The sequence below is a fragment of the Kitasatospora sp. NPDC054768 genome, from assembly GCF_053612025.1.
This window is the reverse complement of sequence record NZ_JBSHBN010000071.1, coordinates 19,071-42,687: the sequence shown is the minus strand read 5'-3', so window position 1 is coordinate 42,687 and position 23,617 is coordinate 19,071. Positions and strand designations below refer to the sequence as shown.

The following is a 23,617-nucleotide window of genomic DNA, read 5'->3' as shown; positions in this document are numbered from 1 at the left end:
GGCGTGCGCCGGGCGCGTCGCTGCCGCCGGCGGCGGTGGGGGCGGCGGGCCCGGAGGCGACGGGCGGCGCGGCCCGACGGGTGGGCTCGGCACCCGGACCGTCGTTCGACCGGGGTCCGGCGCCGCCCTTCCCGTGGTCGCCCTTCCTCCCGTCGCGGCCGCCCTTCCCGTCGTGGTCCTCGTCCTCGCCATGCCCGGCACTGTGCCCACCCGGCGGCGGGGACGGCTGCGCGTACGCACCACCCGAGGTCAGGACCGTACCGACGACCAGCAGCGCCGCTCCGACCAGCCCCGCGGCCGTCCCCCCGCGACGGCGCGCCGCCCCTCCCCCTGCTCCCACCGACCGGCCCCTTTCCTGAGCACTCGCTCCCGTAGGAGACACTTGGATTCTGTCAGTCCCTACCTTGGAGGAACCGTTGGAGTTCGACGTCCTTATCGAAATCCCGAAGGGCTCTCGTAACAAGTACGAGGTCGACCACGAGACCGGCCGTCTGCGGCTCGACCGGATGCTCTTCACCTCGACCCGCTACCCGGCCGACTACGGCTACGTCGAGGGCACGCTCGGCGAGGACGGCGACCCGCTGGACGCCCTGGTCATCCTGGACGAGCCGACCTTCCCGGGCTGCCTGATCAAGTGCCGCGCCATCGGCATGTTCCACATGACCGACGAGGCCGGCGGCGACGACAAGCTGCTCTGCGTCCCGGCGACCGACCCGCGCTGGGAGCACCTGCGCGACATCCACCACGTGTCGGAGTTCGACCGCCTGGAGATCCAGCACTTCTTCGAGGTCTACAAGGACCTGGAGCCCGGCAAGTCCGTCGAGGGCGCCGACTGGGTCGGCCGCGCCGAGGCCGAGGCCGAGGTCACCGCTTCGATCAAGCGTCTGGCGGAGCAGGGCGGCCACTGAGCCGTCGTTCCGATCTCATTCGATCGAGAGCGGTTCGAGGCAGGTCGGGACAGCCCGGGGCCGGGGTTCGCGGATTTCTTCCGCGGGCCCCGGCCTCTGTCGTTCCCGGGGACGGGACGGTTTGCCGACACCCTGTCGGCATGATGTGAAGTTAGGTTAGGCTAACCAAAATATTCGGTCCGACTCCGAACGGCCGACCCGAACGGCCGACCCGAACCCTGGAGGCCGACGAGGTGGTCCGGACAGGCCGCGCGCCGTGGGCGGGCACTGCGGCGGCAGCCGAGGACGCGGCGGCCGTGGCCGAGGCGATGGCCGCCACCGAGCCCACCGCCTTCGCAGGGCAGCGAGGTGTACGGGCACCCCGTGGAGGTGCTGGCGCACCCGCGCACCGGGGTGCCGCCGGTGCTGCCGGAACGCGGCTGAACCGGGCCGGTCCTACCGGGCCGGGCCTGGTCGGGCTTCCGGGCCCGGTCAGTCCTCCAGCCGGAAGCCGACCTTGATGCACACCTGGTAGTGCTTGATCCGGCCCTCCTCCAGGTGGCCCCGGACCTGCGAGACCTCGAACCAGTCGAGGTTGCGCAGCGTCCGGGAGGCGCGCTCCACCCCGTTGCGGATCGCGGCGTCGACGCTCTCGGTCGAGGACCCGACGATCTCGGTCACCCGGTACACATGGTCGGTCATGGCGGACTCCTCAGCTGTGCGACGGCCCCCGGTCCACCGTGCACCGGCCCGGGCCCGCCCGCACCCGGACGAGCGGCCACCGACCACCGACCACCGACCACCGGCCGCCGACCGCCGACCGCCGACCGCCGACCGCCCGGAAACGTCCTAGAACGCCGCCCGCACCTCGCCGACCGGCACGCCGCCGCCGAGCAGCGGGGCGGCGCCGATCCGCTCGACGGTCCCGTCCGCCCCCGTCACCCCGAGCCGGCGCAGCGCCGCCGCCAGCACCGGGCCGCGGGCCCGCTCGCCGCCGTCCTCGATCTTGAAGGCCAGCGCCCGCCCGTCCGGCAGCGCGACCACCTGGACGGCCTCGGCGCCCATCTTGGACAGCGCTCCCGGCACCGCCCGCATCAGCCGGGTGTCGGCCCGGCGGGTGCCGGCCACGTACTCGGGGTGGGCGCGCATCGCGTCGGCGACGCGACGCGGCTCGGTGCCCTCGGCGGCCAGCACCAGGCCGCGGTAGCCGCGGGCCAGCCCGGTCAGCGACACGGCCAGCAGCGGCGCGCCGCAGCCGTCCACCCCGGCGTGCGCGGCGGTCTCGCCGGTGGCCTCCTCCAGGGCCTCACGGGCCAGCCGCTGGATCGGGTGGGCCGGGTCGAGGTAGCTCGCGGTGTCCCAGCCGTTGGCCGTGCAGGCGGCCAGCCAGCCGGCGTGCTTGCCGGAGCAGTCCATCAGGATCGGGGCGCGTCCGCCGCCGGCGGCGAGCAGCAGCTCCGCCTCGGTCTCGTCCAGCGGCAGGTCGGCCGGGGTACGCAGGGCCGACTCGTCGAGCCCGGCGGAGCCGAGGATACTCCGCACACCATCGAGGTGAAACGATTCTGCGGAGTGGCTGGAGGCCGCCAGCGCCAGCAGCTCGCCCTCGATCGCCAGCCCGGCCCGCAGCGTGGCCACCGCCTGGAACGGCTTGGCGGTCGACCGCGGGAAGACCGGGGCGTCCGGGTCGCCGAGCGCGAACTCGACCGAGCCGTCGGCCGCGAGCAGCACCAGGGAGCCGCGGTGGCGGCCCTCGACGAAACCGGAGCGCACGACCTCGGCGAGAACGGGCGTGGTGGCGGGCAGGGACATGGCGGGTGAGCCTTCCGGGGCGAGGGTGGGCCGGGCGGGAGCCGGGCCCACCGCCCGCGGCGACTCACCCGGTCAGAGCGGCCCCCCTGCGAGCAGGTCGTCGACCCGTGCTTCCCCATCACGGTACCTGCGGGTGATCTCGGCATTGCAACCGTCGGCCGTGCGCAGCAGCCGCTGGCGCCGTCCGGACACCTCCCGCTCGTGCGCCCGCAGCCGCTCCAGCGCGGCCAGCAGTTCCTCGGCCGGGTGCGCGGCCAGGTCGGCGAGCTGGACGTCGCCCATCAGGGCGTCCGCCTCCAGCCCGGACTCCCGGGTGCGCGGCGGGCCGAGGGTGACGTGCCGGGCCGAGCGCCGCACGGTGGAGGGCGCGTCGGTCAGGATGGCCGGCAGCCGGTCCAGCAGGTCGCCGGGGGCCGGCTCGGGGCCGGACGGGCCGGCGGTACGGACCGGGCCCGCGCCGGGCCGCCGGTCGAGCTCGGCGCGCAGGATGTCCATCCGCCCGTGCAGCAGCCGCCGCAGGTACGACAGGTCGGCCTCCTGCTCCAGGGTCTCCCGGCGCAGCACCCGCAGCTGCTCCAGGCCCAGTCGCTCCAGATCGGGTTCGTCCCCCGCGCCCGCCGCCGGGCCGTACGGGCCCCCGGGGGGCCGCACCACCGGCCCGGACCGGTCCCGCGCCGCGCTGCTCGCGTCCATCACCCAACCACCTGACGTCGTCCGATCCCGCCCGCTCGCGGCACCCCGTCCCTGCCGCCGGTCCGGCCCGTCCCCCGACGGGCCGCACGTCCCGTCCACCGGCACGCCCGGGAACCCCCGGAGGCTCCGGTCCCCGGCCGCGACCGCCCACCGGGGCGGCACCGCCAGACGCCTGACCTACCGGCTCGACCGCCAGGCCGAACCCGGCCCGGCGCGGCGGACCTCCTGGCGCCCCGGACCCTTCGTACGGTCCACCAGCGTGCCACCCCGCCCGGCGCACGCGCACCGCCCGTGCACCCGAACGGCCCCCTGGCGAACAGGGGTGGCTGATATGACCGGTCCTTTCCGCAGGAAGAGCAGCGCCCGATTCGGCGCAGGCGCGCACCCAGGGGCGCGCAGAGCTGCTTCACGCGCCCCTGGTGTGCGCCCTGGGGAGGCAGCCGGGGCGCACGGGAAGGGTGCGGCGCGGGCCCGGAGGCACGACGGGGGCGGTGGGGCGGTGGGGCGGTGGACGCACGGCGTCCGACGCGGCGGCAACGGGCGCACGGGCCGATGCGCGGGGAGGCCCCCACGGCTGCCGGGGCCCCCGGGGGCCGTACGGCGCTCCGGCACAATGGCGGCATGCGAGCAGTGGTGCAGCGAGTGACCGAGGCCCGGGTGACCGTGGCCGGTGAGACCGTCGGCGCGATCGAGGGACCGGGGCTCTGCGTCCTGGTCGGCGTCACCCACGACGACACCCCCGCGAAAGCCGCCCAGCTGGCCCGCAAGCTCTGGACGCTGCGACTGCTGCCCGCGAACGACGAGGGCGTCGAGCAGAGCTGCTCGGACCTCGGCGCCCCGCTGCTGGTGATCAGCCAGTTCACGCTCTACGGCGACGCCCGCAAGGGCCGCCGCCCCACCTGGAACGCCGCCGCCCCCGGCCCGGTCGCCGAACCGCTGGTGGACGAGGTGGTGGCGCAGCTGCGGGCGCTGGGCGCCAAGGTGGAGACGGGCCGGTTCGGCGCCGACATGCAGGTGGCGCTGGTGAACGACGGCCCGTTCACCGTCCTCGTCGAGGTCTGAGCGGCCCCTACTGCGGGACGATCACGTCCTGGGTGCCGGGCACCGTCCCGGCCAGCAGCACGGCGTCCACCGGGACGTTCCGCTTGACGATCGCCAGCGCGATCGGCCCCAGCTCGTGGTGCCGGGCCGAGGAGGTCACGAAGCCCAGCGCCCGCCCGTCCGGGTCGGTGGCCAGCCGCACCTCGGTGCCGTGCGGGGGCAGCGACTCCTCGGTGCCGTCCAGGTGCAGGAAGACCAGCCGGCGCGGCGGCCGGCCCAGGTTGTGCACCCGGGCGACGGTCTCCTGGCCGCGGTAGCAGCCCTTCTGCAGGTGGACGGCGGTGCGCAGCCAGTCCACCTCGTGCGGGATGGTCCGGTGGTCGGTCTCGAAGCCCAGCCGGGGCCGGTGGCCCTCGATCCGCAGCGCCTCGTACGCCCAGACCCCGGCCGCCGGGCCGTACCCGGCGGTGAGCCGCCCCAGCTCGCCGCGCGGCACGAACAGGTCACGCCCGTACGGGAGTTCGCGGACGGCGGCGGCGCCCTCCATGGAGGCGGTGGAGCCCGCCGGCAGGTGGACCACGGCGTACTCGGCGGTCGCGTCGGCGACCTCCACCCGGTAGAAGAACCGCATGCCGTCCAGGTAGGCGACCAGCGCCTCCTGGGTGCCCGGCTCGACGTGCGCCCAGGTGGTGGTGCCGTCGTCCACCAGGTAGAGCGCGTGCTCGACGTGCCCGTTCGGGGAGAGCACCAGCGCCTCGGCGGCCTGCTGCGGCGGCAGCTCGCTGACGTGCTGGGTGAGCAGCAGGTGCAGCCAGGAGAGCCGGTCCGGGCCGGTCACGGTGACCACGCCGCGGTGCGAGAGGTCGACGAAGCCGGCGCCCTGCGACAGGTTGCGTTGCTCGCGGAAGATGTCGCCGTAGTGGGCGGCGACACCCTCGTCGGCCCCCTCGGCGGGGACGGCTCCGGGCAGGGAAAGCAGCGGGCTCTTCACACCGGTCATACCGGCCAGCTTACGGCTGCTCCCCGGCGACCTTGGCGGTGCAGTCGGCGCAGCGGCCGAAGATGGCGAAGTGCTTGAGGTCGGTGTCGAAGCCGTGCCGCTCGCGCAGGCTGTCGATCAGCGGCTGGGCGATCTCGGTACTGGTCTCGGTGACCTGCTCGCAGTCCCGGCAGACCAGGTGCAGGTGGTGGTGGCGGCCGGCCAGGTGGTAGGTCGGGGCGCCGTGGCCGAGGTGGGCGTGCGACACCAGCCCCAGCTCCTCCAGCAGCTCCAGGGTCCGGTAGACGGTGGAGATGTTGACGCCGCTGGCGGTCCGGCGGACGTGGCAGAGGATGTCGTCGGGGGTGGCGTGGTCGAGTTCGTCGACGGCCTCCAGCACGAGCTGGCGCTGCGGGGTGAGCCGGTACCCGCGTTCGCGCAGGTCGGCCTTCCAGTCGCCGGAGAGCTGCCAGTCGGTGGTGCCGGTGTCCGCCACGGTACTCGTCCCTGCCAATGGTCGGGGGTCCTGGGGCAAGTGTAGGGACCGGCCGCGGGCCGGTCCCTACCTCGTGCACGGAAGTGCCGGTCGTGCGACCGGCCTGCGCCATCGGCCTACTTGAAGAACGCGATGCCGTCGTCCGGCAGGTCGTTGATGTCCTTGATCAGCTGGGCCGGGCTGAGCACCTTCTTCAGCTGCGCGGACATGTACGGGCGCAGCGGCACGTTCGGGGCGGCCTTCTCGCCGACCCAGAGCAGCTCGCCGTTGACGAAGCCGTACAGCCGCTTGCCGCCCGAGTACTCCGGGGAGCCCTCGATCCGGGCGACCGCGTCGGTGGAGACGTCGACCTGCGGCTTGCCGTCGGCCAGCTCGCCGTACCAGATCTCGACCGTGCCGTCGTCGCGCACGGAGGAGATCTCGATCCCCCGGGCGCCGCTGGTGCCGTCGTGGTTGCTGGTGATGCGCCAGAACGCGTGCTCGTTCTCCAGCGGACGGACCTTCTCGCCCTCCTCGTTCAGCACCCAGGTGCGGGAGCGGAACTCCAGGAAGGGGCGGCCGTCGTGGCGGATCACGATCTCCTGGCCGAAGTTGCACTTCTCCGCGCCCGGGCCCCCGTCACCCGGCAGAGGGGCATAGACGCCCGCGCCCTCCCAGGTGCCGAGGAGGAAGGCGAGCGGGACGACGTCCTTGTGGAGGTCGGAAGGGATCTCGATCATGTTCCTGGTCGCTGTTCTCGTCGGTGTGGGCCTGCCTCAACCGTACGGCAGGCTCAGCGCTGGCCCTGGTACAGCTTCATCACCGAGAAGATGGCGAACCAGGTGATCAGCACGGCCATGAGGGCCAGCAGACCGTCGAAGAAGATTTCCAGACCGGACACGGGTGGCTCCCAGGCGGCGACAGTGTGGTGGATTGTGCTCGGCTCACTCTATCCGCCGGGTTCCGGCCGGTCGCGGTGAGCCCCACCACGTCGCGGTTCGCGCCGCCTTCCCGCGGCTGCCCAAGCTTTGCCCAAGGGTTCCGGGATGCCGGACGGCGGGGGCGGCCCGACCTCTATGGTGGCGCCATGTCGAAGAAACTGGTCATCAAGGTCACCGCAGGGGCGGACGCGCCGGAGCGGTGCTCGCAGGCGTTCACGGTCGCGGCGGTGGCCGTCGCCAGCGGGATCGACGTCTCGCTCTGGCTGACCGGGGAGTCCTCCTGGTTCGCGCTGCCGGACCGGGCGGCGGAGTTCGAACTGCCGCACGCGGCACCGCTGCCGGACCTGCTGGAGTCGATCCTGGCGGCCGGCTCGGTGACGCTGTGCACCCAGTGCGCGGCCCGGCGCGGGATCGAGCAGAAGGACACCGTCGAGGGTGTCCGCATCGCGGGCGCCCAGGTCTTCGTCAGCGAGATCATGGCGGACGGCGTCCAGGCGCTCGTGTACTGACGCCTCCCCGGGCCCTACGGGTGCTCCTCGTGGTCGGGGCGGTCCCGGTCGTGGCCGGGCTCGTCCCACTTCGGGTCGTCCCAGCGCGGGTCGTCCCACCAGTCGTCGTCCGGGTCCCGCTTGTTGGCGAACACCGCGGCGGCGGGCGGGATGACCATCGCGACCACGCACATGCCGATCGCCGCGCCGACCGAGAAGAACCGCACCACGCCCCAGGCCATGACGAACAAACCCAGGCACACGCCCATCATGGCGAAGTAGTAGCGACGCCGCCGCCTTGCCTGCACCCCTCCACGGTACGACCGAGGGCCCCTGCACGGCAGGGGCCCTCGGGGTGATCCGGGAACGTCGCGGCTCCGGTCAGACCGCGATCGCGACCTCGACGGCGGTGCCCTGGGAGGCCACCACCTGGCGGTCCACGGTCTGGCCCGGCACCAGCGCGCGCAGGGTCCACTTGCCCGGGCGGGCGAAGAACCGGAACTGGCCGGTCGCCGAGGTGGGCACCTCGGCCGTGAACTCACCGCCCTCGTCCAGCAGCCGGACGTAGCCGTTGACCGGCTCACCGTCGCGGGTCACCGAACCCTGGATGATCGTCTCGTTCGCCACGTCAACTCCTGCCAGGTCCGGGCCGCCGGCCTTCGCACCGCACATGTCTGCCTACCTTCTGACTTACTGGCCTTCTGACTTACGGGTCGGGCCTGGGCTCAGTTGCCGAGCTCGATCGGCACGCCGACCAGGCTGCCGTACTCGGTCCACGAGCCGTCGTAGTTCTTGACGTTCTCCTGGCCGAGCAGCTCGTGCAGCACGAACCAGGTGAGCGCGGAGCGCTCGCCGATGCGGCAGTAGGCGATGGTGTCCTTGGCCAGGTCGATGCCCTCGGCCTCGTACAGCGCCTTGAGCTCGTCGTCGCTCTTGAAGGTGCCGTCGTCGTTGGCGTTCTTGGCCCACGGGATGTTGCGGGCGCTCGGCACGTGGCCAGGGCGCTGCGACTGCTCCTGCGGGAGGTGGGCCGGGGCCAGCAGCTTGCCGGAGAACTCGTCGGGCGAGCGGACGTCGACCAGGTTCAGGGTGCCGATGGCGGCGAGCACGTCGTCGCGGAAGGCGCGGATCGAGGAGTCGACGGCCTGCGCCGTGTACTCGGTGGCGGGGCGGGCCGGCACCTCGGCGACCAGGTCGCGGGAGTCCAGCTCCCACTTCTTGCGGCCGCCGTCCAGCAGGCGGACGTCGCCGTGGCCGTACAGCTTGAAGTACCAGTAGGCGTACGAGGCGAACCAGTTGTTGTTGCCGCCGTACAGGACGACGGTGTCGTCGTTGGCGATGCCCTTGGCGCTGAGCAGCGCCTCGAAGCCGGCCTGGTCGATGAAGTCGCGGCGGACCGGGTCCTGGAGGTCCTGCTTCCAGTCGATCCGGACGGCGTTGCGGATGTGGTTCTTGTCGTACGCGGAGGTGTCCTCGTCGACCTCGACGATCACGACCTTCGGGTCGTCCAGGCGGGCCTGGACCCAGTCGGCGTCGACCAGGACGTCGCTGCGGCTCATGGTGGGGTTCTCCATCCGAGGGCGGTTGTACGGAAGGTGCTGCTCAGGAGGGTGCTGCAGGGTGCCCGAGTGGGCGCGGTCCGAATTCCTGTCCGAATACCGGGACGAGGGGGCGGACCGGCGCGGCCGGGCAGTGAACTGCGGAGTACCTCGGCGACCGCCCGCTCACAGAGCCGGACGCGGTCACCGGAAAGATCGGCGGCGGGCTTCAACTGCCCAGCCGGAGCGCCGAATCAGCGCATTCGACACAGACAGGCGGACACGCGGCACAGGTCTACCGCCCGCCGCTTCGTGAGGTCCGTCTGTCGCTTCATGCCGACGATGCTAGGGACACCGGAGGCCCGCTGTCACCAGCGTATCGAATGGTGGGATCAAAACGACCGCATGATGGGATTTTGCCCACGACCGGCCCGCGGGAGCCCGTACCGAAGCCGTCCGAACGCATGCGCGGGGCGGAAACGGCACCGCTCCACGGTCCGCGCTGGACAGCGCGTCTCGCGGAGCGGAACGATTCGGCGGCCCGGGAACGAGACCGGGAACGGGAACGGGACTGAACCAGGACCGGGCCGGGGATCAGCCCAGCAGCTTGACGCCCTTGCCGTCGAAGGTCAGCTGGAGGCCCTCCGGCAACGGCGTCACCCCGCTGCCACCGTCCTTGTCGGCCAGCTTCAGCCCGGCCGGCAGCGAGTCCAGGGTGAAGCTCATCGGCTCCAGCTGCTGATTGGTGGCACCGGCCACCAACCCCGCCAGCGAGCTCAGCCGGAAGCCGTCCACCGTGACGGTGTTCCCCTTGTTGTGCACGGTGCCCTCGCCGATCGCGATCGGCCCCAGCGAGGCCTTGACCTTGCCCGGACCGGCGTAGGACAGCGTCAGCCGCGAGTTGCCGCCCACCGGCAGCTTGGCCCCGTGCAGCAGCTGGGAAGCCGGCGGCAGCAGCTGCGCGAGGTCCGGGTACGAGATCACCCCGCTGCCGGTGCCGCTGTCCACCGTGGCACTGCTCATCCTGTCGCTGACCTTGACGCCGGAGAGCTGCGCCTTGAACGAGTGCAGCGCCACCTGGTGACTGCCGTCCCCGACGGTCAGGCCGTCGGAGGAGATCCGGACGTCGTCCAGCTTCATCGACACCACCTGGGTGAGGAACGGGAAGCCCTCGATCGAGACGTCCGGGCGCTGGCTCATCCGGCCGCTCTTCACGATCCGGTCGGCGGCCTCGTCCTCGGCCACGCCCACCGCGATCCGGTCGGCCCCCAGCAGCAGGCCGGAGAGCACCGCCAGGCCGATCGTGGCCTTCAGCCATCCGCGCATCGTGTCCCCCGTCGTCGCCGCTCGCTGTGGTCGTTCGTCGCTGAAATCGTTCGCAGTGGGTCGTTCGCAGTGGGTCGTTCGTCGTTCCGCGGCGGACGCGGGACACGTCCGCCCTCGCACGACCGTACGACGTCCGGCTCCGGAACATGGTTCCGGAGCCGGAATCCGACCCAGCGCGCAGCGGACGGGAGGATCAGGCCAGCAGCTCGGTGGCGATCCAGATCAGCGGCGCGGCCACCGCCAACGGCAGCGCCACCCCCGCCGTCATGTGCACGAAGCGGGACGGGAAGTCGTACGCCGCGACCCGGCGGCCGACCAGCGCACCCAGCCCGGCCAGCGCACCCAGCGCCACCGGCGCCCCGACCAGCAGGCCCAGCACCACCGCCGCGGCCAGACCCAGCACCGGGCCCAGCTGCTTCGGTCCGGGCAACGGCGCCGCGGCCAGCAGGGTGGCCAGCGCCACCGCACCCACCGCGGCCGGCACCCAGTCGGCCAGCAGCAGCATGGTGCACAGCGCGGTCACCACGGTGGCCGAACCGAGCACGGTCAGCGCGTAGAACCGCTCCTTCGGGTCCGACGGACGGAACGTCTGCAGCACCAGGACGAGCAGGAAGAACCCGCCCAGGGTGCCCACCACCGCCGCCACGCCGCCGTCGGAGTCCGCCAGGAGCACCGCCACGTCCGCCGTCAAACCGGCCAGCGCGGCGAGCAGGATGCCCTGCCGGGCCGGCCACATGCCGTTCAGCCGGAACCAGCCGGCCGCCGTCAGCAGCTGGAGCAGCGCGACCACCAGGGCCAGCGCGACCTGCCCGAGCGCCGCACCGCCGGCCAGCAGCGCGGCCGCACCGGCGGTGATCAGGGCTGGCTGCAGGCCCGGGTCGATGATCGGCGAGCCGGTCCGGCCGCGCGGGCCCGCGGACGGCGCGGACGGCGGCGGAACGGCCGGGAACGGCGCCGCGGCGGGGACGCCCAGCGGGCCGGGGGCTCCGGCCGGACCCGGGACGCCGGGGGCGGTCGGGCGCTTGAGCGTCATGGTCGGCGGATCGAAGGCCTCCGCCGCCTGCGGCGCGGGAGCCGGCTGCGCCGCAGGGGCCGCGTGCCGGGCCCGCGGCCTCGACGGCTGCTGGAGCTGGAGCTGGATCGTCGGGTCCGGCTGGGGCTGCACCGGCTGCTCCGGCTGCTCCGACTGCCGACGCCGCTGCTGCCTCGACTGCGGCTGCGGCTGCGGCTGCTGGAACTGGTGGGGCTGGTGGGGCTGCGGCTGCTGGAACTGGTGGGGCTGGTGGGGCTGCGGCTGCGGCTGCTGGAACTGGTGGGGCTGCGGCTGCTGGTAAGGCTGCGGCTGGTGGGGCCGGGGCTGCGGCTGGAACTGCGGCTGGTGGGGCTGGTGCGACCGGGGCGGCGCGACCGGCAGCGAACCGGACACCACCACCGGCGGAAGCAGCGCCGTCACCTCGGCGTCGTCCACGGCCGGCACCGGCGGCATCAGGGTGGTCGCGGCCGCGTCGTCGAACGCGGGCACCGGCGGCATCACCGTGGTCGCCGCCGCGTCGTCCACCGGGAAACCGTACGGCGACGGGTGGCCCGGCTGCTGCGGCGGGACGTGCGACTGCTGCGGGTGCGGGTGCTGCTGTGGGTGCTGCTGCTGCGCCCGGGGCGGGTACGGCTGCTGCGGCCGGTGGGGCTGCTGCGGCCATCCGCCGTAGCCGCCGCGGTTCGGGTCGTTCGGGTTGTTCATGTCCGTCACGCCGCTCAGCCTCCCGCGAACGGGGGGAGGACCTCCACCGTCCCGCCCTCGGTCAGGGCGACGGTCGCGTGGTCGCGGCCGCCCACCTGGGCCCCGTCGACCAGGTACGAGCAGTGCCCGAGCAGCCGGACGAGCTTCGGCCGGTCGGCGTGCCGTTCCCTGGCCGCCGCCAGCGCCTCCGCCAGGGTCACCGCCTCGTACGGCTCCTCGGCCAGCCCGGCCTCGGACTTCGCCGCCGCCCAGTAGCGGATCGTCCCGCGCACCCGGGCGCCGCTCGCGGGCTCGGTGGTCACGCCCATCGGGCCACCCCTTCTCGTCGTCCTCGCCCGGTGCCGGTGTCCCGGTCCGGCTCGACACCTCAACGACCGCCCGACCACCCGAACGATGGACCCGAACAGCGCCTTCGATGTGCGTCCCATGATGGCGTGTCCGCCGCCACGAGCGGCAATCGCCCTGGCCGGGCCGACACGGAGAAACGCACCGGAGCGCCACCGAGGCGCACCGGACCGGCGCTCGAAGCTGTGTCCAGCCTCACCCGGCGCACGCCCGAATTGGGCGAACCGCCGGATTCCCGCACTCCCGGTGGAGGGGGCGGTCGGCTATCCTCGACCACCAAGAGGGATCCGGGCAGAGTCGCCCCCGGGTCCTTTTGTGCTTTCAGGACGCCAGTACGGACGTTCTTGCGATTCGTCGGCCCACCCCCGGCGCGCAGCAGGAACCGCCCCGCCTGACGCGGCACAACGACGTGCCCCGGCCGGCCGGGGCACCGCCACCGGCACCGGGCCGCCACCCGGCACCGGACCAGACCGGAGGGTTCGCGGTGATGAACAGGGCAGAAACGGTGCGCCAGGGATTGCGGGACCCCCGGCCGACCCGCCGTCGCGCCCTGCTCGCCGTCCGCTCCCCCGGTTCGCCGCGGCCGACCGTCGTCCTGCCCTCCCCCTCAGCACGTGCGCCATCCGGCTGTGGCGGCAGCCGTAACGCGACCGCGACGACCCGGAAAGGGGACCACCGGGCATGAGTTCTCTCCTCCTCCTCACCAATGCGCTGCAACCCTCCGCCGAGGTGCTGCCCGCCCTCGGCCTGCTGCTCCACAACGTCCGGGTGGCGCCCGCCGAGGGCGCGGCCCTGGTGGACACCCCCAGCGCGGACGTCATCCTGGTCGACGGCCGGCGTGACCTCCCGCAGATCCGCAGCCTCTGCCAGCTGCTGCGCTCCACCGGCATCGGCTGCCCGCTGATCCTGGTGGTGACCGAGGGCGGCCTGGCCGCCGTCACCGCCGAGTGGGGCATCGACGACGTCCTGCTGGACACCGCCGGCCCGGCCGAGGTCGAGGCCCGGCTGCGGCTCGCCCTCGGCCGCCTCCAGGTCGTCACCGACGACAGCCCGATGGAGATCCGCAACGGCGACCTCTCGGTCGACGAGGCCACCTACTCCGCCAAGCTCAAGGGCCGGGCGCTCGACCTCACCTTCAAGGAGTTCGAGCTGATCAAGTACCTCGCGCAGCACCCCGGCCGGGTCTTCACCCGGGCGCAGCTGCTCCAGGAGGTCTGGGGCTACGACTACTTCGGCGGCACCCGGACCGTGGACGTGCACGTCCGGCGGCTGCGCGCCAAGCTCGGCGTGGAGCACGAGCAGCTGATCGGCACCGTGCGCAACGTCGGCTACCGCTTCGTCGTCCCGGAGAAACCCGAGAAGGGCGAGCGGCCTGAGCTCGCCCAGCGCCCCGCCACCCCCCTGGACGCCTGAGCCGGGGCCCGCCCGGACACCGCTCCGGAGCCGGGCGGGCCGCGCCCCGCCCGGCTTGCCCGGTTCCTCCCGGAGGGGCCCGTCGGCCTGCCGAACAAGGCCCCGGACCCCACTGCCGCCCCGGAGGCCACACGCGTAGACTCCCCCCGTGGCCAAAGTGACGCGCGACGATGTAGCCCGGCTGGCTGGTACCTCGACCGCGGTCGTCAGCTACGTCATCAACAACGGGCCGCGCCCGGTCGCGCCCGCGACCCGGGAGAAGGTCCTCGCGGCGATCGAGCAGCTCGGCTACCGGCCGAACAGCGTCGCCCAGGCGATGGCCTCCCGCCGCACCAACCTGATCGGCATGGTCGTCCCGGACGCCCGCCAGCCCTTCTTCGCCGAGATGGCGCACGCCGTGGAACGGGCCGCCTCCGACCGCGGCAAGCTCGTGCTGATCGGCAACTCCGACTACGTGGACGACCGCGAGGTGCACTACGTCCGCGCGTTCCTCGGGATGCGCGTCTCCGGCCTGATCCTGGTCAGCCAGGGCCCCTCGCAGCGCGCCGCCGAGGAGTTCGCCGCGATGGAGGGCGCCAAGGTGGTGCTGCTGCACCGCCGGCCCGAGGCGATCGACGACGTCGCGGTGGTCACCGACGACGTGGCGGGCGCCGAGGCCGTGGTGCGCCACCTGCTGGAGGTGCACGGGCACCCGTACGTGGCCTGCTTCGGCGGCCCGGTCGAGTCCCCCGCCCCCGGCGACCCGGTCATCGACCACGTCGAGGGCTGGCAGCGCGCCATGGACGCGCACGGCATCCCCACCGAGCCCCACCTGATCGACGCGCCCTTCCACCGCTACGGCGCCTACGACGTCGCGCTCGGCCTGCTCCGCTCGCCGGACCGGCCGCGAGCGATCTTCTGCTCCACCGACGACCAGGCGATCGGCGTGCTGCGGGCCGCCCGCGAGGTCGGCCTGCGGGTCCCGGAGGACCTCGCGGTGGCCGGCTTCGACGACGTGCCGGAGGCCGCGCTCGCCGACCCGCCGCTGACCACCGTCGCCTCCGACCGCGACGCGATGGCCCGGGCCGCCGTGGACCTGGTGCTGGACGACTCGCTGATGGTGCCCGGCTCGGACACCGAGCGGGTCCGCACCTTCCCGTCCCGGCTGGTCATCCGCCGCTCCTGCGGCTGCGGCGACTCCGCCCCGGACCGATCCGTACCGGAGTAGCCGGTTCCGCTCGGCAGGCCGCCTGACCAGGCTTTATGAGAACCCAACGGGCTTCTCTCCCCGTTCTGAGCCGGTTCTCATGCACTCCTCATGCAGCGGGACGAGCTTGGTCGGCATGAGCGAACAGCAGCGGTACCCCGGCGAGCAGTACGGCCCGTACGAGCCCCACGCGTCCCACCCGCAGCACGAGCAGTACGACCAGTACGAGCAGTACGGCCCGTACGGCCAGTACGAGCAGCAGGGCCCGGACCGGGCCCCGGAGCCCCGGGTGATCGAGGGCACCGTGCTCGGCGCCGGCCGGACCGCCGACGCCCACGGCACCACCGGCCCGGCCGGGTACGGCTACCGCGAGGACCACTCCGGCGGCGTCTTCGACGGCCCGCCGCCGCCCCCGCCGACCCCGCCCGAGCCGCCCACGATCCTCGGGCCGGGCTCCCCCGAGGGCCCCGGCGACCACGGCAACCGGGCCCGGCGCGGACTGCTGCGCGGGCGGCTCGCCCTGGTCACCGCCGTCGCCGCGATCGCCGCCGTCCTCGGCGGGGTCACCGGCGGCCTGGTCGCCGCCGACCGGCAGGGCGCCGACAACCGCGTCGGCACCATCGCCAGCCCGGTCTCCGCCCGCTCCGACGGCAGCGCCGACGTGGCCGCCATCGCCGCCGCCGTCTCGCCCAGCACCGTCCAGATCACCGTCAAGAACGGCAACGGCACCGCCACCGGCACCGGCGTCGTCCTCAACACCGACGGCCGGATCCTCACCAACTACCACGTGATCGACACCGCGACCGCCGGCGGCCGGATCACCGTCACCTTCAAGGACGGCTCCACCGCCCAGGCCAGCGTCACCGGCACCGACAAGGCCCTCGACGTCGCCGTGATCACCGCGACCGGCGCCAAGAACCTCACCCCCGCCGTCCTCGGCGACTCCTCCGCCGTGGCCGTCGGCGACCCGGTCGTCGCCATCGGCAACCCCGACGGACTCACCGGCACCGTCACCTCCGGCATCATCAGCGCCGAGAACCGCGACGTCACCGTCCAGCTCGACGAGGGCAGCACCAGCAACAACGGCGGCTTCGGCCTCCCCTTCCTCCCCGGCGTCCCCGGCCTGCGCGGCACCACCCCGCAGCCCACCGGCGGCAGCAGCACCACCTACAAGGCCTTCCAGACCGACGCCGCGCTCAACCCCGGAAACTCCGGCGGCCCGCTGATCAACGCCAGCGGCCAGGTCATCGCCGTCAACTCGGCGATGTACGCGCCCGGCGGCTCCGGCTCCTCCGGCGGCGGCTCGGCCGGCAGCGTCGGCCTCGGCTTCGCCATCCCGATCAACGACATCAAGCAGGTCCTGCCGAAACTCGAAGCCGGCCAGAACCTGTGAGCCACACTCGCTGAGACGGACAATTGCTCCCAGCAGGCCCTCCACCCGACGAGAAAGGGCACCCGCCCATGACCCCGTCCGCCGACGACCGCACCACCGCCGAGGCCGGCCACCCCTCCGCCCGGCTCCTCGTGGTCGACGACGAACCCGCCCTCCGGGACGCCCTGGAGAGCAGCCTCGCCTTCGAGGGGTACGAGGTCGCCACCGCCACCGACGGCTACGAGGCCCTGGAATCCGTCGAACGCGACCGGCCCGACCTCGTCCTGCTGGACATCATGATGCCCCGGATGGACGGCCTCACCGCCGTCCGCCGGATGCGTTCGCGCGGCGACACCGTCCCGGTCCTGATGCTGACCGCCCGCGACGCCGTCGGCGACCGTGTCACCGGCCTCGACGTCGGCGCCGACGACTACCTCGCCAAGCCCTTCGAACTCGACGAACTGCTCGCCCGCGTCCGCGCCCTGCTGCGCCGCAACGCCCTCGCCGCCGAGGCCGCCGCCCGCGCCGCCGTCGAGGACGAGAGCGAGGTGCTCTCCTTCGCCGACCTGCGGATGAACACCGCCACCCGCGAGGTCACCCGGGCCGGCAAGCCGATCGAGCTCACCCGCACCGAGTTCATGCTGCTGGAGATGTTCCTCGCCCACCCCCGCCAGGTCCTCACCCGCGAACAGATCCTCAAGGCGGTCTGGGGCTTCGACTTCGAGCCCTCCTCCAACTCCCTGGACGTGTACGTGATGTACCTGCGCCGCAAGACCGAGCAGGGCGGCATGCCCCGCCTGATCCAGACCGTACGCGGCGTCGGCTACGCCCTGCGCCAGGCCGCCGGCACGAGCGCGTGAACAACGTTCCGCCCCCTCCGCTGACCCCTCCGCAGGCCCGGCCCCGCACGCCCGACCGCCGACAGCGCCTCCTCCACTGGTTCCGCTCCCGCTCCCTGCGCAGCCGCCTCATCTTCCTGAGCGCGGCGGCGGTGGCGGTGGCGATCGCGCTGTCGGCACTGGCGTGCTGGTTCATCGTGGAGAAGCAGCTGTACGGGCAGGTGCGGGCCGACCTGGCGAGCGCGACGCTGCCGCCGGGGCCCCGAGTGCCCCTGATCTGCTACCCGACCCCGGAACAGGCCCTGGCGAACCAGCCGACGGGCCTCACCTCGGAGAACGGCAGCGCGGTGGCCCGGGACACCCAGTTCGTGACGGCCAACCTGACGGCCGTCTGCCTGCCACCGAACGCGACCAAGGCGATCGTGGTCCAGCCCGGTGACGCAGCCGGGTACAGGCTCAAGAACGGCCAGTCGATCATCCGAGACGGCCGTTTCACCGACGGGACTCCGGCAGTCGTCCGGATCTCGCTGACCCGCTCCGCGACAGCGGGGCCGGTCCTGCTGATGGTGGCCACCTCCACCCAACCCGTCGAGGACTCCCTCCAGGGCCTCGCCATCCTCCTCGCCTCGGTCTCCGTCGGCGGCATCCTGCTCGCCGCGGTCGCCGGCCGCCTGGTCGCCCGCTCCGCCCTGAAGCCCGTCGACCAGCTCACCGACGCCGTCGAGCACATCGCCCGGACCGAGGAGGTCGGCACCACCATCCCGGTCCACGGGGACGACGAGATCGCCCGGCTCTCCACCTCCTTCAACTCGATGAGCACCGCCCTCGCCAACTCCCGCGAGCGGCAGACCCGGCTGATAGCCGACGCCGGGCACGAGCTCCGCACCCCGCTGACCTCCCTGCGCACCAACGTCGACCTGCTGATCCGCAGCAACGACACCGGCCGCCCGCTGCCCGCCGCGACCAAGACCAAGCTGCTCGGCAACATGAAGTCGCAGATGCAGGAGCTCACCCTGCTGATCGGCGACCTGCTCCAGCTCTCCCGCCCGGACACCCCGAAGAGCGGCCCGGCCCTCACCGTGGTCGCCCTGCACGAGATCGCCGGACGGGCCGTCGAGCGGGCCGAGCTGCGCGGCCCGGGGCTGGTGTTCGAGACCGACACCGAGCCCTGGTACGTGCACGGCGACGCGGCCGGGCTGGAACGCGCGGTGATCAACCTGCTGGACAACGCGGTCAAGTACAGCCCGCCCGGCGGCACCATCGAGGTCCGGCTGCACCAGGGCGTGCTGACCGTCCGCGACCACGGCCCCGGGATCCCTCCGGACGAGCTCCAGTACGTCTTCGACCGGTTCTGGCGCTCGCCCTCCTCGCGCCAGCTGCCCGGCTCCGGCCTCGGGCTGTCGATCGTCGCGCAGAGCGTCCGGGAGGCGGGCGGCGAGGTCAGCCTCGGTCCGGCGGCCGACGGCGGCCCGGGCGCGCTGGCCACCGTCCGGCTGCCCGGCGGACCCGCCCCTCCCGGGCCGGCTCACGGTCAGTCGATGTCGCTGCCCGGGCCGATGATCTTGATCCGGTCCTGCGCCGGGGCCTGGAGCGGCGAGGCCGCCGAGCTGTGGGCGCTCAGGTAGGTCGCGAAGACGTCCAGGTCCGAGGCGCCGACCAGCTTGTCGGTGCCGGCCGCGAAGGCCGGGAAGCCGTCGCCGCCGCCGGCCAGGAACTCGTTGGCCGCGACCCGGTAGGTGGCGGCCGGGTCGACCGGGGCGCCGTTCAGCCGGACCGAGTCCAGGACCACCCGGTCCGCGCCGGTCTTGCGCATGTCCAGGGTGTAGTGCAGGTTCGAGGACACCTGGAGGACCTTCGGCGCGGCGGCGTTGGAGCCGCTCACCTGCTGCTGGAGCAGCTGGATCAGCTGGGCGCCGGTCAGCGTCTTGACCTGCATCATGTTGGTGAACGGCTGGACGGTGAACGCCTCGCCGTAGGTCACCACGCCGTCGCCCTCGCCGCCGGAGGCCTTGTGGACCAGGTCGGAGCGGATGCCGCCGGGGTTCATGAAGGCGACCTGCGCGCCGCCCTTGTCGGCCGGGGCGAGCCCGGCGAGCTGCGCGTCGGCGATCACGTCACCGAGCGGCTTCTCCAGGTCGCTGTTGCCGCGGCCGTTGATGTCCGAGGCGATGTAGCCGATCGGACGGTTGGCGATCGGGGCGGCCAGCTTGGAGTAGCGGTCGACCAGCGCCGTCATGTCGGGCGCCTTCTCGACCGTACGGCGCACCACGTGGTTCTCGGCCTTGACCGAGGGGCGCACGATCTCGCCGGTGGTCTTGTCCAGCTTCATGTCGATCTCGGTGAAGAGCCGGCCGAAGGAGGCGGCACTGGTCACCGAACGCGGGACGCCGTTGGGGTCGGGGATGCTGCAGGCGTACGCGTTGTGGGTGTGGCCGGTGACGATGGCGCCGACCGCCGGGTCGATCTTCTTGGCGATGTCGACGATCGGGCCGGAGATGCCCTGGCCGGCCGCGCCGCAGTCGTAGTTGTAGACGCTGCTGGCCGGGTACCCGCCCTCGTGGATCAGCGCGACGATCGAGTTGACGCCCTTGGCCTTGAGCTCGGCGGCGTACTTGTTGATCGTGGTGACCTCGTTGGCGAACTTCAGGCCCTTGACGCCCTCGGCGGTCACGATGTTCGGCGTGCCCTCCAGGGTGACGCCGATGAAGCCGACCTTCACGCCCTGGGACTTGGTGATCCAGTACGGGGCCAGCAGCGGCTTGCCGGTCTTCTCGTCGGTGACGTTGGCCGACAGGTAGTTGAAGTTGGCGCCCTTGAAGGTGCGGCCGGGCTCGTAGCAGCCGTCGGTCGGGTGGCAGCCGCCGTCCTGCATGCGGCGCAGCTCCTGCGCGCCCTCGTCGAACTCGTGGTTGCCCACGGAGGTGACGTCCAGGCCGAGCTTGTCCATCGCCTCGATGGTCGGCTCGTCGTGGAAGAGCGCCGAGGTGAGCGGGCTGGCGCCGATGATGTCGCCGGCCGCGACGGTGATCGAGTCGTCGGCCGGGATGCGCGCCTTGCGCAGCTCGGTGGCCAGGTACTCGATGCCGCCGGCCGGGGTGGCGACCTCCTTGCCGGTGGCCGGGTCGATCTCCTTGATCGTGCCGGACGAACCGGCCGGGGGCTCCAGGTTGCCGTGGAAGTCGTTGATCGCCAGCAGCTGGAGGTTGACGGTCTTGTGGCGCTTGGCGTTGGCGTCGGCGGCCTGGGCGGCCGTCGGCACGACCACCGTGCCGAACAGACCTGCGGCGGCGACGACGGCGAGCGCCGTCCGTCGGGATCTGACGGTGAGCATGAAGGGTTCCCCTGCACCTTGGAAGGAGCACCGGCTGTGGACAGCATCGGCGTTCGAACATGTGTTGCGACTGCGAAGCCTAGGGTCAACGCGCGTAGCTGTCAGGACGTCGAACGTAACGAGAGGATTACCTACTGACGAACCGTCGCCGTCCGCCGGATGCGGAGAGCGTGCGGAAGAGCCCCGACGACCCCGTTCAGACGCCCGGTTCGGAAGCCAACTGCCTTTCCGCACGCACCCGTTCGGCCACCGCGTCCTCGGTCATCGCGCGGTCGGTGTAGACCAGCGGGCGCTCGGCCTCGGTGATGATGTGCTTGACCACCTGGACGTTGCCGTTGACGTCCCAGACCGCGATGCCCGGCGACAGGGTGGGGATGATCTCCACCGCCCAGCGCGGCAGGCCCAGCACCCGGCCGGTGGCCCGCGCCTCCTCGGCCTTCTGCATGTAGATCGTCCGGGTGGAGGCCATCTTCAGGATCGCCGAGGCCTCCTTCGCGGCCGCGCCGTCCACCACGTCGGACAGGTGGTGCACCACCGCCACGAAGGACAGGCCGAGCCGGCGGCCGAACTTCAGCAGCCGCTGGAACAGCTGGGCCACGAACGGGCTGTTGATGATGTGCCAGGCCTCCTCGACCAGGAAGATGCGCTTCTTCCGGTCCGGCCGGATCCAGGTGTGCTCCAGCCACACCCCGACGATCGCCATCAGGATCGGCATCGCGATCGAGTTGCGGTCGATGTGCGAGAGGTCGAAGACGATCAGCGGCGCATCCAGGTCGATGCCGTCGGTGGTCGACCCGTCGAACATGCCGCGCAGGTCACCGTCGACCAGCCGGTCCAGCACCAGCGCCACGTCCAGGCCCCAGGACTGCACCTCGTCCACCGCCACGCCCAGCGACTCCACCGAGGACAGCTCGGGGCTGCGCAGGGTGTCGATGATGTCGTTCAGCACCGGCTGGCGGTCCTGCACCGAGGCCACCACATGGGCGTGCGCGGCCTTCAGCGCGAAGCCGGCCCGCTCCTCCAGCCCGCGCCCCATCGCCACCTCGACGATGGTGCGCAGCAGCGACAGCTGGCCGGTCTGGGTGATCGCCGGGTCCAGCGGGTTGAGCTTCACCCCGCCGTCCCGGGCCGCCATCGGGTCCAGCCGGACCGGCTTTATGCCCAGCGCGTTGGCGATCAGGTTCCACTCGCCCACGCCGTCCTCGCCCTGCGCGTCCAGCACCACGACCTGGCGGTCACGGAACCTCAGCTGCCGCAGCACGTACGTCTTCTCCAGCGCCGACTTGCCGTTGCCGGACTCCCCGAGCACCAGCCAGTGCGGGGCGGGAAGCTGCTGCCCGTACAGCTGGAAGGGGTCGTACACGTACCCCTTGCCGCTGTACACCTCGCGGCCGATGATCACACCCGAGTCCCCCAGCCCCGGGGCGGCGGTGGGCAGGTAGACGGCCTGCGCCTGGCCGGTGGAGGTGCGCACCGGCAGGCGGGTGGTCTCCACCTTGCCGAACATCAGGCTGGTGAACGCATCGGTGAGGTTGCCGAGCGCCATGGGCGGTCTCCTGACGGGTCAGCGGTGGACGGACGTGCGGGTGCGCGGGTGCGCGGGTGCGCGGGTGCGCGGGTGCGCGGGTCGGCCGGGGCGCTCAGCGGCGGATGCCGGTGGCGAACGGAAGGGTGTTGACGAAGGCCCGGTGGTGCTCGCGGTCGCACCACTCCAGCTTGAGGTAGCTCTTGCCGGCCGAGGCCCGGATGGTCCGCTTGTCGCGGGCCAGCGCGTCGGGGTTGCGCGAGGAGACCGTGATGTAGCCGACCAGGTTCACCCCGGCCGCGCCGGAGGCCAGGTCGTCACCGCGCTGGTCCACCCGGCCGGTGTGGGCCAGGTCGCGCGGGTCCACCGTGCGGTTCATCTTGGCCGCACGGCTGGCCTCGGCCTCGTCGTTGGTCTTCTCGGTCAGCATCCGCTCGATCGCGACATCGGTGGGCTCCAGGTCCATCGTCACCGCCACCGTCCGGATCACGTCCGGGGTGTGCACCAGCAGCGGCGCCAGGAAGTTGACGCCCACCGGGGTGAGCGGCCACTCCTTGATCCACGCGGTGGCGTGGCACCACGGCTCCCGGGTCGCCGACTCCCGGGTCTTCGCCTGCAGGTACTGCGGCTGGGTCGCGTCCAGCTCGGCCGGCCAGGCGTTGCGCCGGGACATCGCCTGGATGTGGTCGATCGGGTGGTCCGGGTCGTACATCGAGTGCAGCAGCGAGGACAGCCGGGCCTGGCCCAGCGGCTGGCGCACCCGGATGTCCGCCTCGGCCAGCCGGGCGCAGATGTCCGTCAGCTCGCGCGCCATCACGGCCGCCAGCCCCTCGTCGTCCCGCGCCCGCCGCCCGGTGGCCGTCCGGCCCATCGCGTGCGCCTCGGCCGCCAGGTCACGGGTGTAGTGCATGCAGGCCACCAGGTACGCCCGGTGCTGCTCCGAAGAGGTCGACACCATCGACTGGAGCTGGTCGTACGAGTCCTGCAGCCAGCGCGGCGAGGACGAGTCACCGCGCCGCTCGACGTCCTTGGCGTGCGCGTCCGGGTCCGCCGGCAGGGTACGGGCCAGGATCTGCAACCGGGTCACGAAACCATCCCCGTTGGCGACGTGCTTCAGCAGCGTCCCGAACCGGTCGACCAGGGCCTCCTGGTCCTCCGAGTCGCGCAGACCGACGCCCGGACCCTCGATCTCGATCGCGGCCGTCACCGTACGCCGCTCCAGGTGCATCAGCACCCCGACCTCGTCCGGCCCGAACGGCGCCGCCAGCCAGCGCAGCCGCCCCACCCCGGGCGGCGGGCCCACCTCCACCTCCCGGCCGTCCAGCCGGGTGCCGGCGTCCATCACGTCCGAACGCCACACCGCCCGACCGCTGCGGACCGTCCGACGGTAGGTGCGGTTGATCTCCACCCACTTGTAGAACGTCCGCTTGCGGTACGGCACGTACACCGCCGCGATGGCGAGCGCCGGCAGACCGACCAGACCACCGATCCGCAGCGGCAGGACCGGCATCAGCAGGCCCCAGAGCATGCCGAGGAAGGCCCCGAAGATGATCAGCACGATCTCGCCGGACTCCCGGTTCCGGCCGATCGGCGCGTTCGGGCGGGCCTTGCCGATCAGGTAGGTGCGGCGCTGGTGCACGTACGGCTGGGCGTACTGGGCACCGTACTGGCCGAGCGGTTCACTGCTCACT

24 protein-coding genes and 2 pseudogenes are annotated in these 23,617 nt (G+C 72.8%); 9 read left to right on the top strand and 17 right to left on the bottom strand.

Translation table 11 applies throughout. From position 1 onward, the window contains the following. Positions 1-340 (bottom strand): annotated as a pseudogene (locus tag ACWGKU_RS21745) (hypothetical protein); the annotation flags it as partial. Positions 341-416: 76 nt separating this feature from the next. On the opposite strand from ACWGKU_RS21745, the gene ACWGKU_RS21740 reads away from it, so the two are divergent. Next, positions 417-908, top strand: a complete 492-nt coding sequence (locus ACWGKU_RS21740) for an inorganic diphosphatase (protein ID WP_188300447.1) — start codon at positions 417-419, stop codon at positions 906-908. A 227-nt stretch (positions 909-1,135) separates the two neighbouring features. After that, positions 1,136-1,288: pseudogene (locus ACWGKU_RS21735) on the top strand (hemin ABC transporter ATP-binding protein); the annotation flags it as partial. Positions 1,289-1,379: 91 nt separating this feature from the next. Here the strand turns inward: ACWGKU_RS21735 and ACWGKU_RS21730 are convergent. The 3 genes from ACWGKU_RS21730 to ACWGKU_RS21720 all read right to left on the bottom strand — a co-directional run bounded on the left by ACWGKU_RS21730 (position 1,380) and on the right by ACWGKU_RS21720 (position 3,389). Next, the gene (locus ACWGKU_RS21730) at positions 1,380-1,589 is read right to left on the bottom strand and encodes a dodecin (protein ID WP_359909395.1); all 210 of its coding nucleotides are present in this window, start codon (positions 1,587-1,589) and stop codon (positions 1,380-1,382) included. 147 nt (positions 1,590-1,736) lie between these two features. Further along, on the bottom strand, positions 1,737-2,696 hold the full coding sequence (locus tag ACWGKU_RS21725; protein ID WP_401054190.1) for an asparaginase: 960 nt from the start codon (positions 2,694-2,696) through the stop codon (positions 1,737-1,739). Between the two features lie 72 nt (positions 2,697-2,768). Further along, positions 2,769-3,389, bottom strand: a complete 621-nt coding sequence (locus ACWGKU_RS21720; protein WP_380546920.1) for an RsiG family protein — start codon at positions 3,387-3,389, stop codon at positions 2,769-2,771. 621 nt (positions 3,390-4,010) lie between these two features. Between ACWGKU_RS21720 and dtd the strand changes: the two genes are divergently transcribed. Continuing rightward, positions 4,011-4,451, top strand: coding sequence for a D-aminoacyl-tRNA deacylase (gene dtd / locus ACWGKU_RS21715; protein WP_224283110.1), 441 nt, complete (start codon positions 4,011-4,013; stop codon positions 4,449-4,451). 7 nt (positions 4,452-4,458) lie between these two features. Here the strand turns inward: dtd and ygfZ are convergent, their stop codons facing one another. From ygfZ to ACWGKU_RS21700, 3 genes are all read right to left on the bottom strand, one after another. Next, positions 4,459-5,421: a CAF17-like 4Fe-4S cluster assembly/insertion protein YgfZ gene (gene ygfZ / locus ACWGKU_RS21710; protein WP_401054253.1), complete on the bottom strand. Its 963-nt coding sequence runs from the start codon at positions 5,419-5,421 to the stop codon at positions 4,459-4,461. Positions 5,422-5,440: 19 nt separating this feature from the next. Further along, the gene (locus tag ACWGKU_RS21705; RefSeq protein ID WP_359909404.1) at positions 5,441-5,905 is read right to left on the bottom strand and encodes a Fur family transcriptional regulator; all 465 of its coding nucleotides are present in this window, start codon (positions 5,903-5,905) and stop codon (positions 5,441-5,443) included. A 116-nt stretch (positions 5,906-6,021) separates the two neighbouring features. Beyond that, a complete protein-coding gene (locus ACWGKU_RS21700) occupies positions 6,022-6,624 on the bottom strand; it encodes an FABP family protein (protein ID WP_359909407.1) in 603 nt (200 codons plus the stop codon). A 347-nt stretch (positions 6,625-6,971) separates the two neighbouring features. Here ACWGKU_RS21700 and ACWGKU_RS21695 point away from each other — a divergent pair, with 347 nt between their 5' ends. Then, positions 6,972-7,334 carry a DsrE family protein gene (locus ACWGKU_RS21695; protein ID WP_359909410.1) on the top strand — a complete coding sequence of 121 codons (363 nt, stop codon included), beginning with the start codon at positions 6,972-6,974 and terminating at the stop codon, positions 7,332-7,334. A 14-nt stretch (positions 7,335-7,348) separates the two neighbouring features. Here the strand turns inward: ACWGKU_RS21695 and ACWGKU_RS21690 are convergent, their stop codons facing one another. The 7 genes from ACWGKU_RS21690 to ACWGKU_RS21660 form a co-directional block, all read right to left on the bottom strand. Then, the gene (locus tag ACWGKU_RS21690; RefSeq protein WP_359909413.1) at positions 7,349-7,621 is read right to left on the bottom strand and encodes a DUF3099 domain-containing protein; all 273 of its coding nucleotides are present in this window, start codon (positions 7,619-7,621) and stop codon (positions 7,349-7,351) included. A gap of 73 nt (positions 7,622-7,694) precedes the next feature. Further along, positions 7,695-7,985 carry a DUF1416 domain-containing protein gene (locus ACWGKU_RS21685; RefSeq protein WP_030059605.1) on the bottom strand — a complete coding sequence of 97 codons (291 nt, stop codon included), beginning with the start codon at positions 7,983-7,985 and terminating at the stop codon, positions 7,695-7,697. A 53-nt stretch (positions 7,986-8,038) separates the two neighbouring features. Then, positions 8,039-8,872 carry a sulfurtransferase gene (locus ACWGKU_RS21680; protein WP_380354414.1) on the bottom strand — a complete coding sequence of 278 codons (834 nt, stop codon included), beginning with the start codon at positions 8,870-8,872 and terminating at the stop codon, positions 8,039-8,041. A 233-nt stretch (positions 8,873-9,105) separates the two neighbouring features. Then, positions 9,106-9,186, bottom strand: a complete 81-nt coding sequence (locus ACWGKU_RS21675) for an Ms5788A family Cys-rich leader peptide (protein WP_353652343.1) — start codon at positions 9,184-9,186, stop codon at positions 9,106-9,108. 259 nt (positions 9,187-9,445) lie between these two features. After that, entirely contained in the window at positions 9,446-10,177 is a 732-nt protein-coding gene (locus tag ACWGKU_RS21670) for an LmeA family phospholipid-binding protein (RefSeq protein WP_452178479.1), read from the bottom strand. 193 nt (positions 10,178-10,370) lie between these two features. Continuing rightward, on the bottom strand, positions 10,371-11,924 hold the full coding sequence (locus ACWGKU_RS21665; protein ID WP_452178480.1) for a hypothetical protein: 1,554 nt from the start codon (positions 11,922-11,924) through the stop codon (positions 10,371-10,373). A 5-nt stretch (positions 11,925-11,929) separates the two neighbouring features. Beyond that, entirely contained in the window at positions 11,930-12,223 is a 294-nt protein-coding gene (locus ACWGKU_RS21660; RefSeq protein WP_452178481.1) for a MoaD/ThiS family protein, read from the bottom strand. 718 nt (positions 12,224-12,941) lie between these two features. Here ACWGKU_RS21660 and ACWGKU_RS21655 point away from each other — a divergent pair. The 5 genes from ACWGKU_RS21655 (at position 12,942) to ACWGKU_RS21635 (ending at position 18,695) form a co-directional block, all read left to right on the top strand. Continuing rightward, the gene (locus tag ACWGKU_RS21655) at positions 12,942-13,673 is read left to right on the top strand and encodes a response regulator transcription factor (RefSeq protein ID WP_380546926.1); all 732 of its coding nucleotides are present in this window, start codon (positions 12,942-12,944) and stop codon (positions 13,671-13,673) included. Positions 13,674-13,821: 148 nt separating this feature from the next. Then, entirely contained in the window at positions 13,822-14,880 is a 1,059-nt protein-coding gene (locus tag ACWGKU_RS21650) for a LacI family DNA-binding transcriptional regulator (RefSeq protein WP_401056268.1), read from the top strand. 115 nt (positions 14,881-14,995) lie between these two features. Beyond that, a complete protein-coding gene (locus ACWGKU_RS21645) occupies positions 14,996-16,252 on the top strand; it encodes a S1C family serine protease (protein ID WP_452178482.1) in 1,257 nt (418 codons plus the stop codon). Between the two features lie 68 nt (positions 16,253-16,320). After that, on the top strand, positions 16,321-17,091 hold the full coding sequence (locus ACWGKU_RS21640; RefSeq protein ID WP_359915066.1) for a response regulator transcription factor: 771 nt from the start codon (positions 16,321-16,323) through the stop codon (positions 17,089-17,091). Continuing rightward, positions 17,088-18,695 (top strand): HAMP domain-containing sensor histidine kinase, encoded by a 1,608-nt coding sequence (locus ACWGKU_RS21635; protein WP_452178483.1) that lies wholly within the window; start codon positions 17,088-17,090, stop codon positions 18,693-18,695. The genes ACWGKU_RS21640 and ACWGKU_RS21635 overlap by 4 nt, the downstream gene beginning before the upstream one ends. Here ACWGKU_RS21635 and ACWGKU_RS21630 read toward each other — a convergent pair. The 3 genes from ACWGKU_RS21630 to ACWGKU_RS21620 form a co-directional block, all read right to left on the bottom strand. After that, positions 18,602-20,401, bottom strand: coding sequence for a bifunctional metallophosphatase/5'-nucleotidase (locus tag ACWGKU_RS21630; RefSeq protein ID WP_401049722.1), 1,800 nt, complete (start codon positions 20,399-20,401; stop codon positions 18,602-18,604). The two genes, ACWGKU_RS21635 and ACWGKU_RS21630, sit on opposite strands and share 94 nt — an antisense overlap. Positions 20,402-20,597: 196 nt before the next feature. Continuing rightward, entirely contained in the window at positions 20,598-21,947 is a 1,350-nt protein-coding gene (locus ACWGKU_RS21625) for an ATP-binding protein (RefSeq protein ID WP_359915075.1), read from the bottom strand. A gap of 94 nt (positions 21,948-22,041) precedes the next feature. Further along, complete coding sequence (locus ACWGKU_RS21620; protein ID WP_401049720.1) at positions 22,042-23,616, bottom strand: SCO6880 family protein; 1,575 nt, start codon at positions 23,614-23,616, stop codon at positions 22,042-22,044. Between the last annotated feature and the right edge of the window lies 1 nt (position 23,617).

Bases quoted from the DNA above. Each gene is read 5' to 3' on its own strand.
- ACWGKU_RS21700 (WP_359909407.1), bottom strand. From the start codon at position 6,624: ATGATCGAGATCCCTTCCGACCTCCACAAGGACGTCGTCCCGCTCGCC.
- ACWGKU_RS21655 (WP_380546926.1), top strand. From the start codon at position 12,942: ATGAGTTCTCTCCTCCTCCTCACCAATGCGCTGCAACCCTCCGCCGAG.
- ACWGKU_RS21660 (WP_452178481.1), bottom strand. From the start codon at position 12,223: ATGGGCGTGACCACCGAGCCCGCGAGCGGCGCCCGGGTGCGCGGGACG.
- ACWGKU_RS21630 (WP_401049722.1), bottom strand. From the start codon at position 20,401: ATGCTCACCGTCAGATCCCGACGGACGGCGCTCGCCGTCGTCGCCGCC.
- ACWGKU_RS21640 (WP_359915066.1), top strand. From the start codon at position 16,321: ATGACCCCGTCCGCCGACGACCGCACCACCGCCGAGGCCGGCCACCCC.
- ACWGKU_RS21685 (WP_030059605.1), bottom strand. From the start codon at position 7,985: ATGTGCGGTGCGAAGGCCGGCGGCCCGGACCTGGCAGGAGTTGACGTG.
- ACWGKU_RS21720 (WP_380546920.1), bottom strand. From the start codon at position 3,389: ATGGACGCGAGCAGCGCGGCGCGGGACCGGTCCGGGCCGGTGGTGCGG.
- ACWGKU_RS21670 (WP_452178479.1), bottom strand. From the start codon at position 10,177: ATGCGCGGATGGCTGAAGGCCACGATCGGCCTGGCGGTGCTCTCCGGC.
- dtd (WP_224283110.1), top strand. From the start codon at position 4,011: ATGCGAGCAGTGGTGCAGCGAGTGACCGAGGCCCGGGTGACCGTGGCC.
- ACWGKU_RS21645 (WP_452178482.1), top strand. From the start codon at position 14,996: ATGAGCGAACAGCAGCGGTACCCCGGCGAGCAGTACGGCCCGTACGAG.
- ACWGKU_RS21625 (WP_359915075.1), bottom strand. From the start codon at position 21,947: ATGGCGCTCGGCAACCTCACCGATGCGTTCACCAGCCTGATGTTCGGC.
- ACWGKU_RS21680 (WP_380354414.1), bottom strand. From the start codon at position 8,872: ATGAGCCGCAGCGACGTCCTGGTCGACGCCGACTGGGTCCAGGCCCGC.
- ACWGKU_RS21730 (WP_359909395.1), bottom strand. From the start codon at position 1,589: ATGACCGACCATGTGTACCGGGTGACCGAGATCGTCGGGTCCTCGACC.
- ACWGKU_RS21695 (WP_359909410.1), top strand. From the start codon at position 6,972: ATGTCGAAGAAACTGGTCATCAAGGTCACCGCAGGGGCGGACGCGCCG.
- ACWGKU_RS21725 (WP_401054190.1), bottom strand. From the start codon at position 2,696: ATGTCCCTGCCCGCCACCACGCCCGTTCTCGCCGAGGTCGTGCGCTCC.
- ACWGKU_RS21675 (WP_353652343.1), bottom strand. From the start codon at position 9,186: ATGAAGCGACAGACGGACCTCACGAAGCGGCGGGCGGTAGACCTGTGC.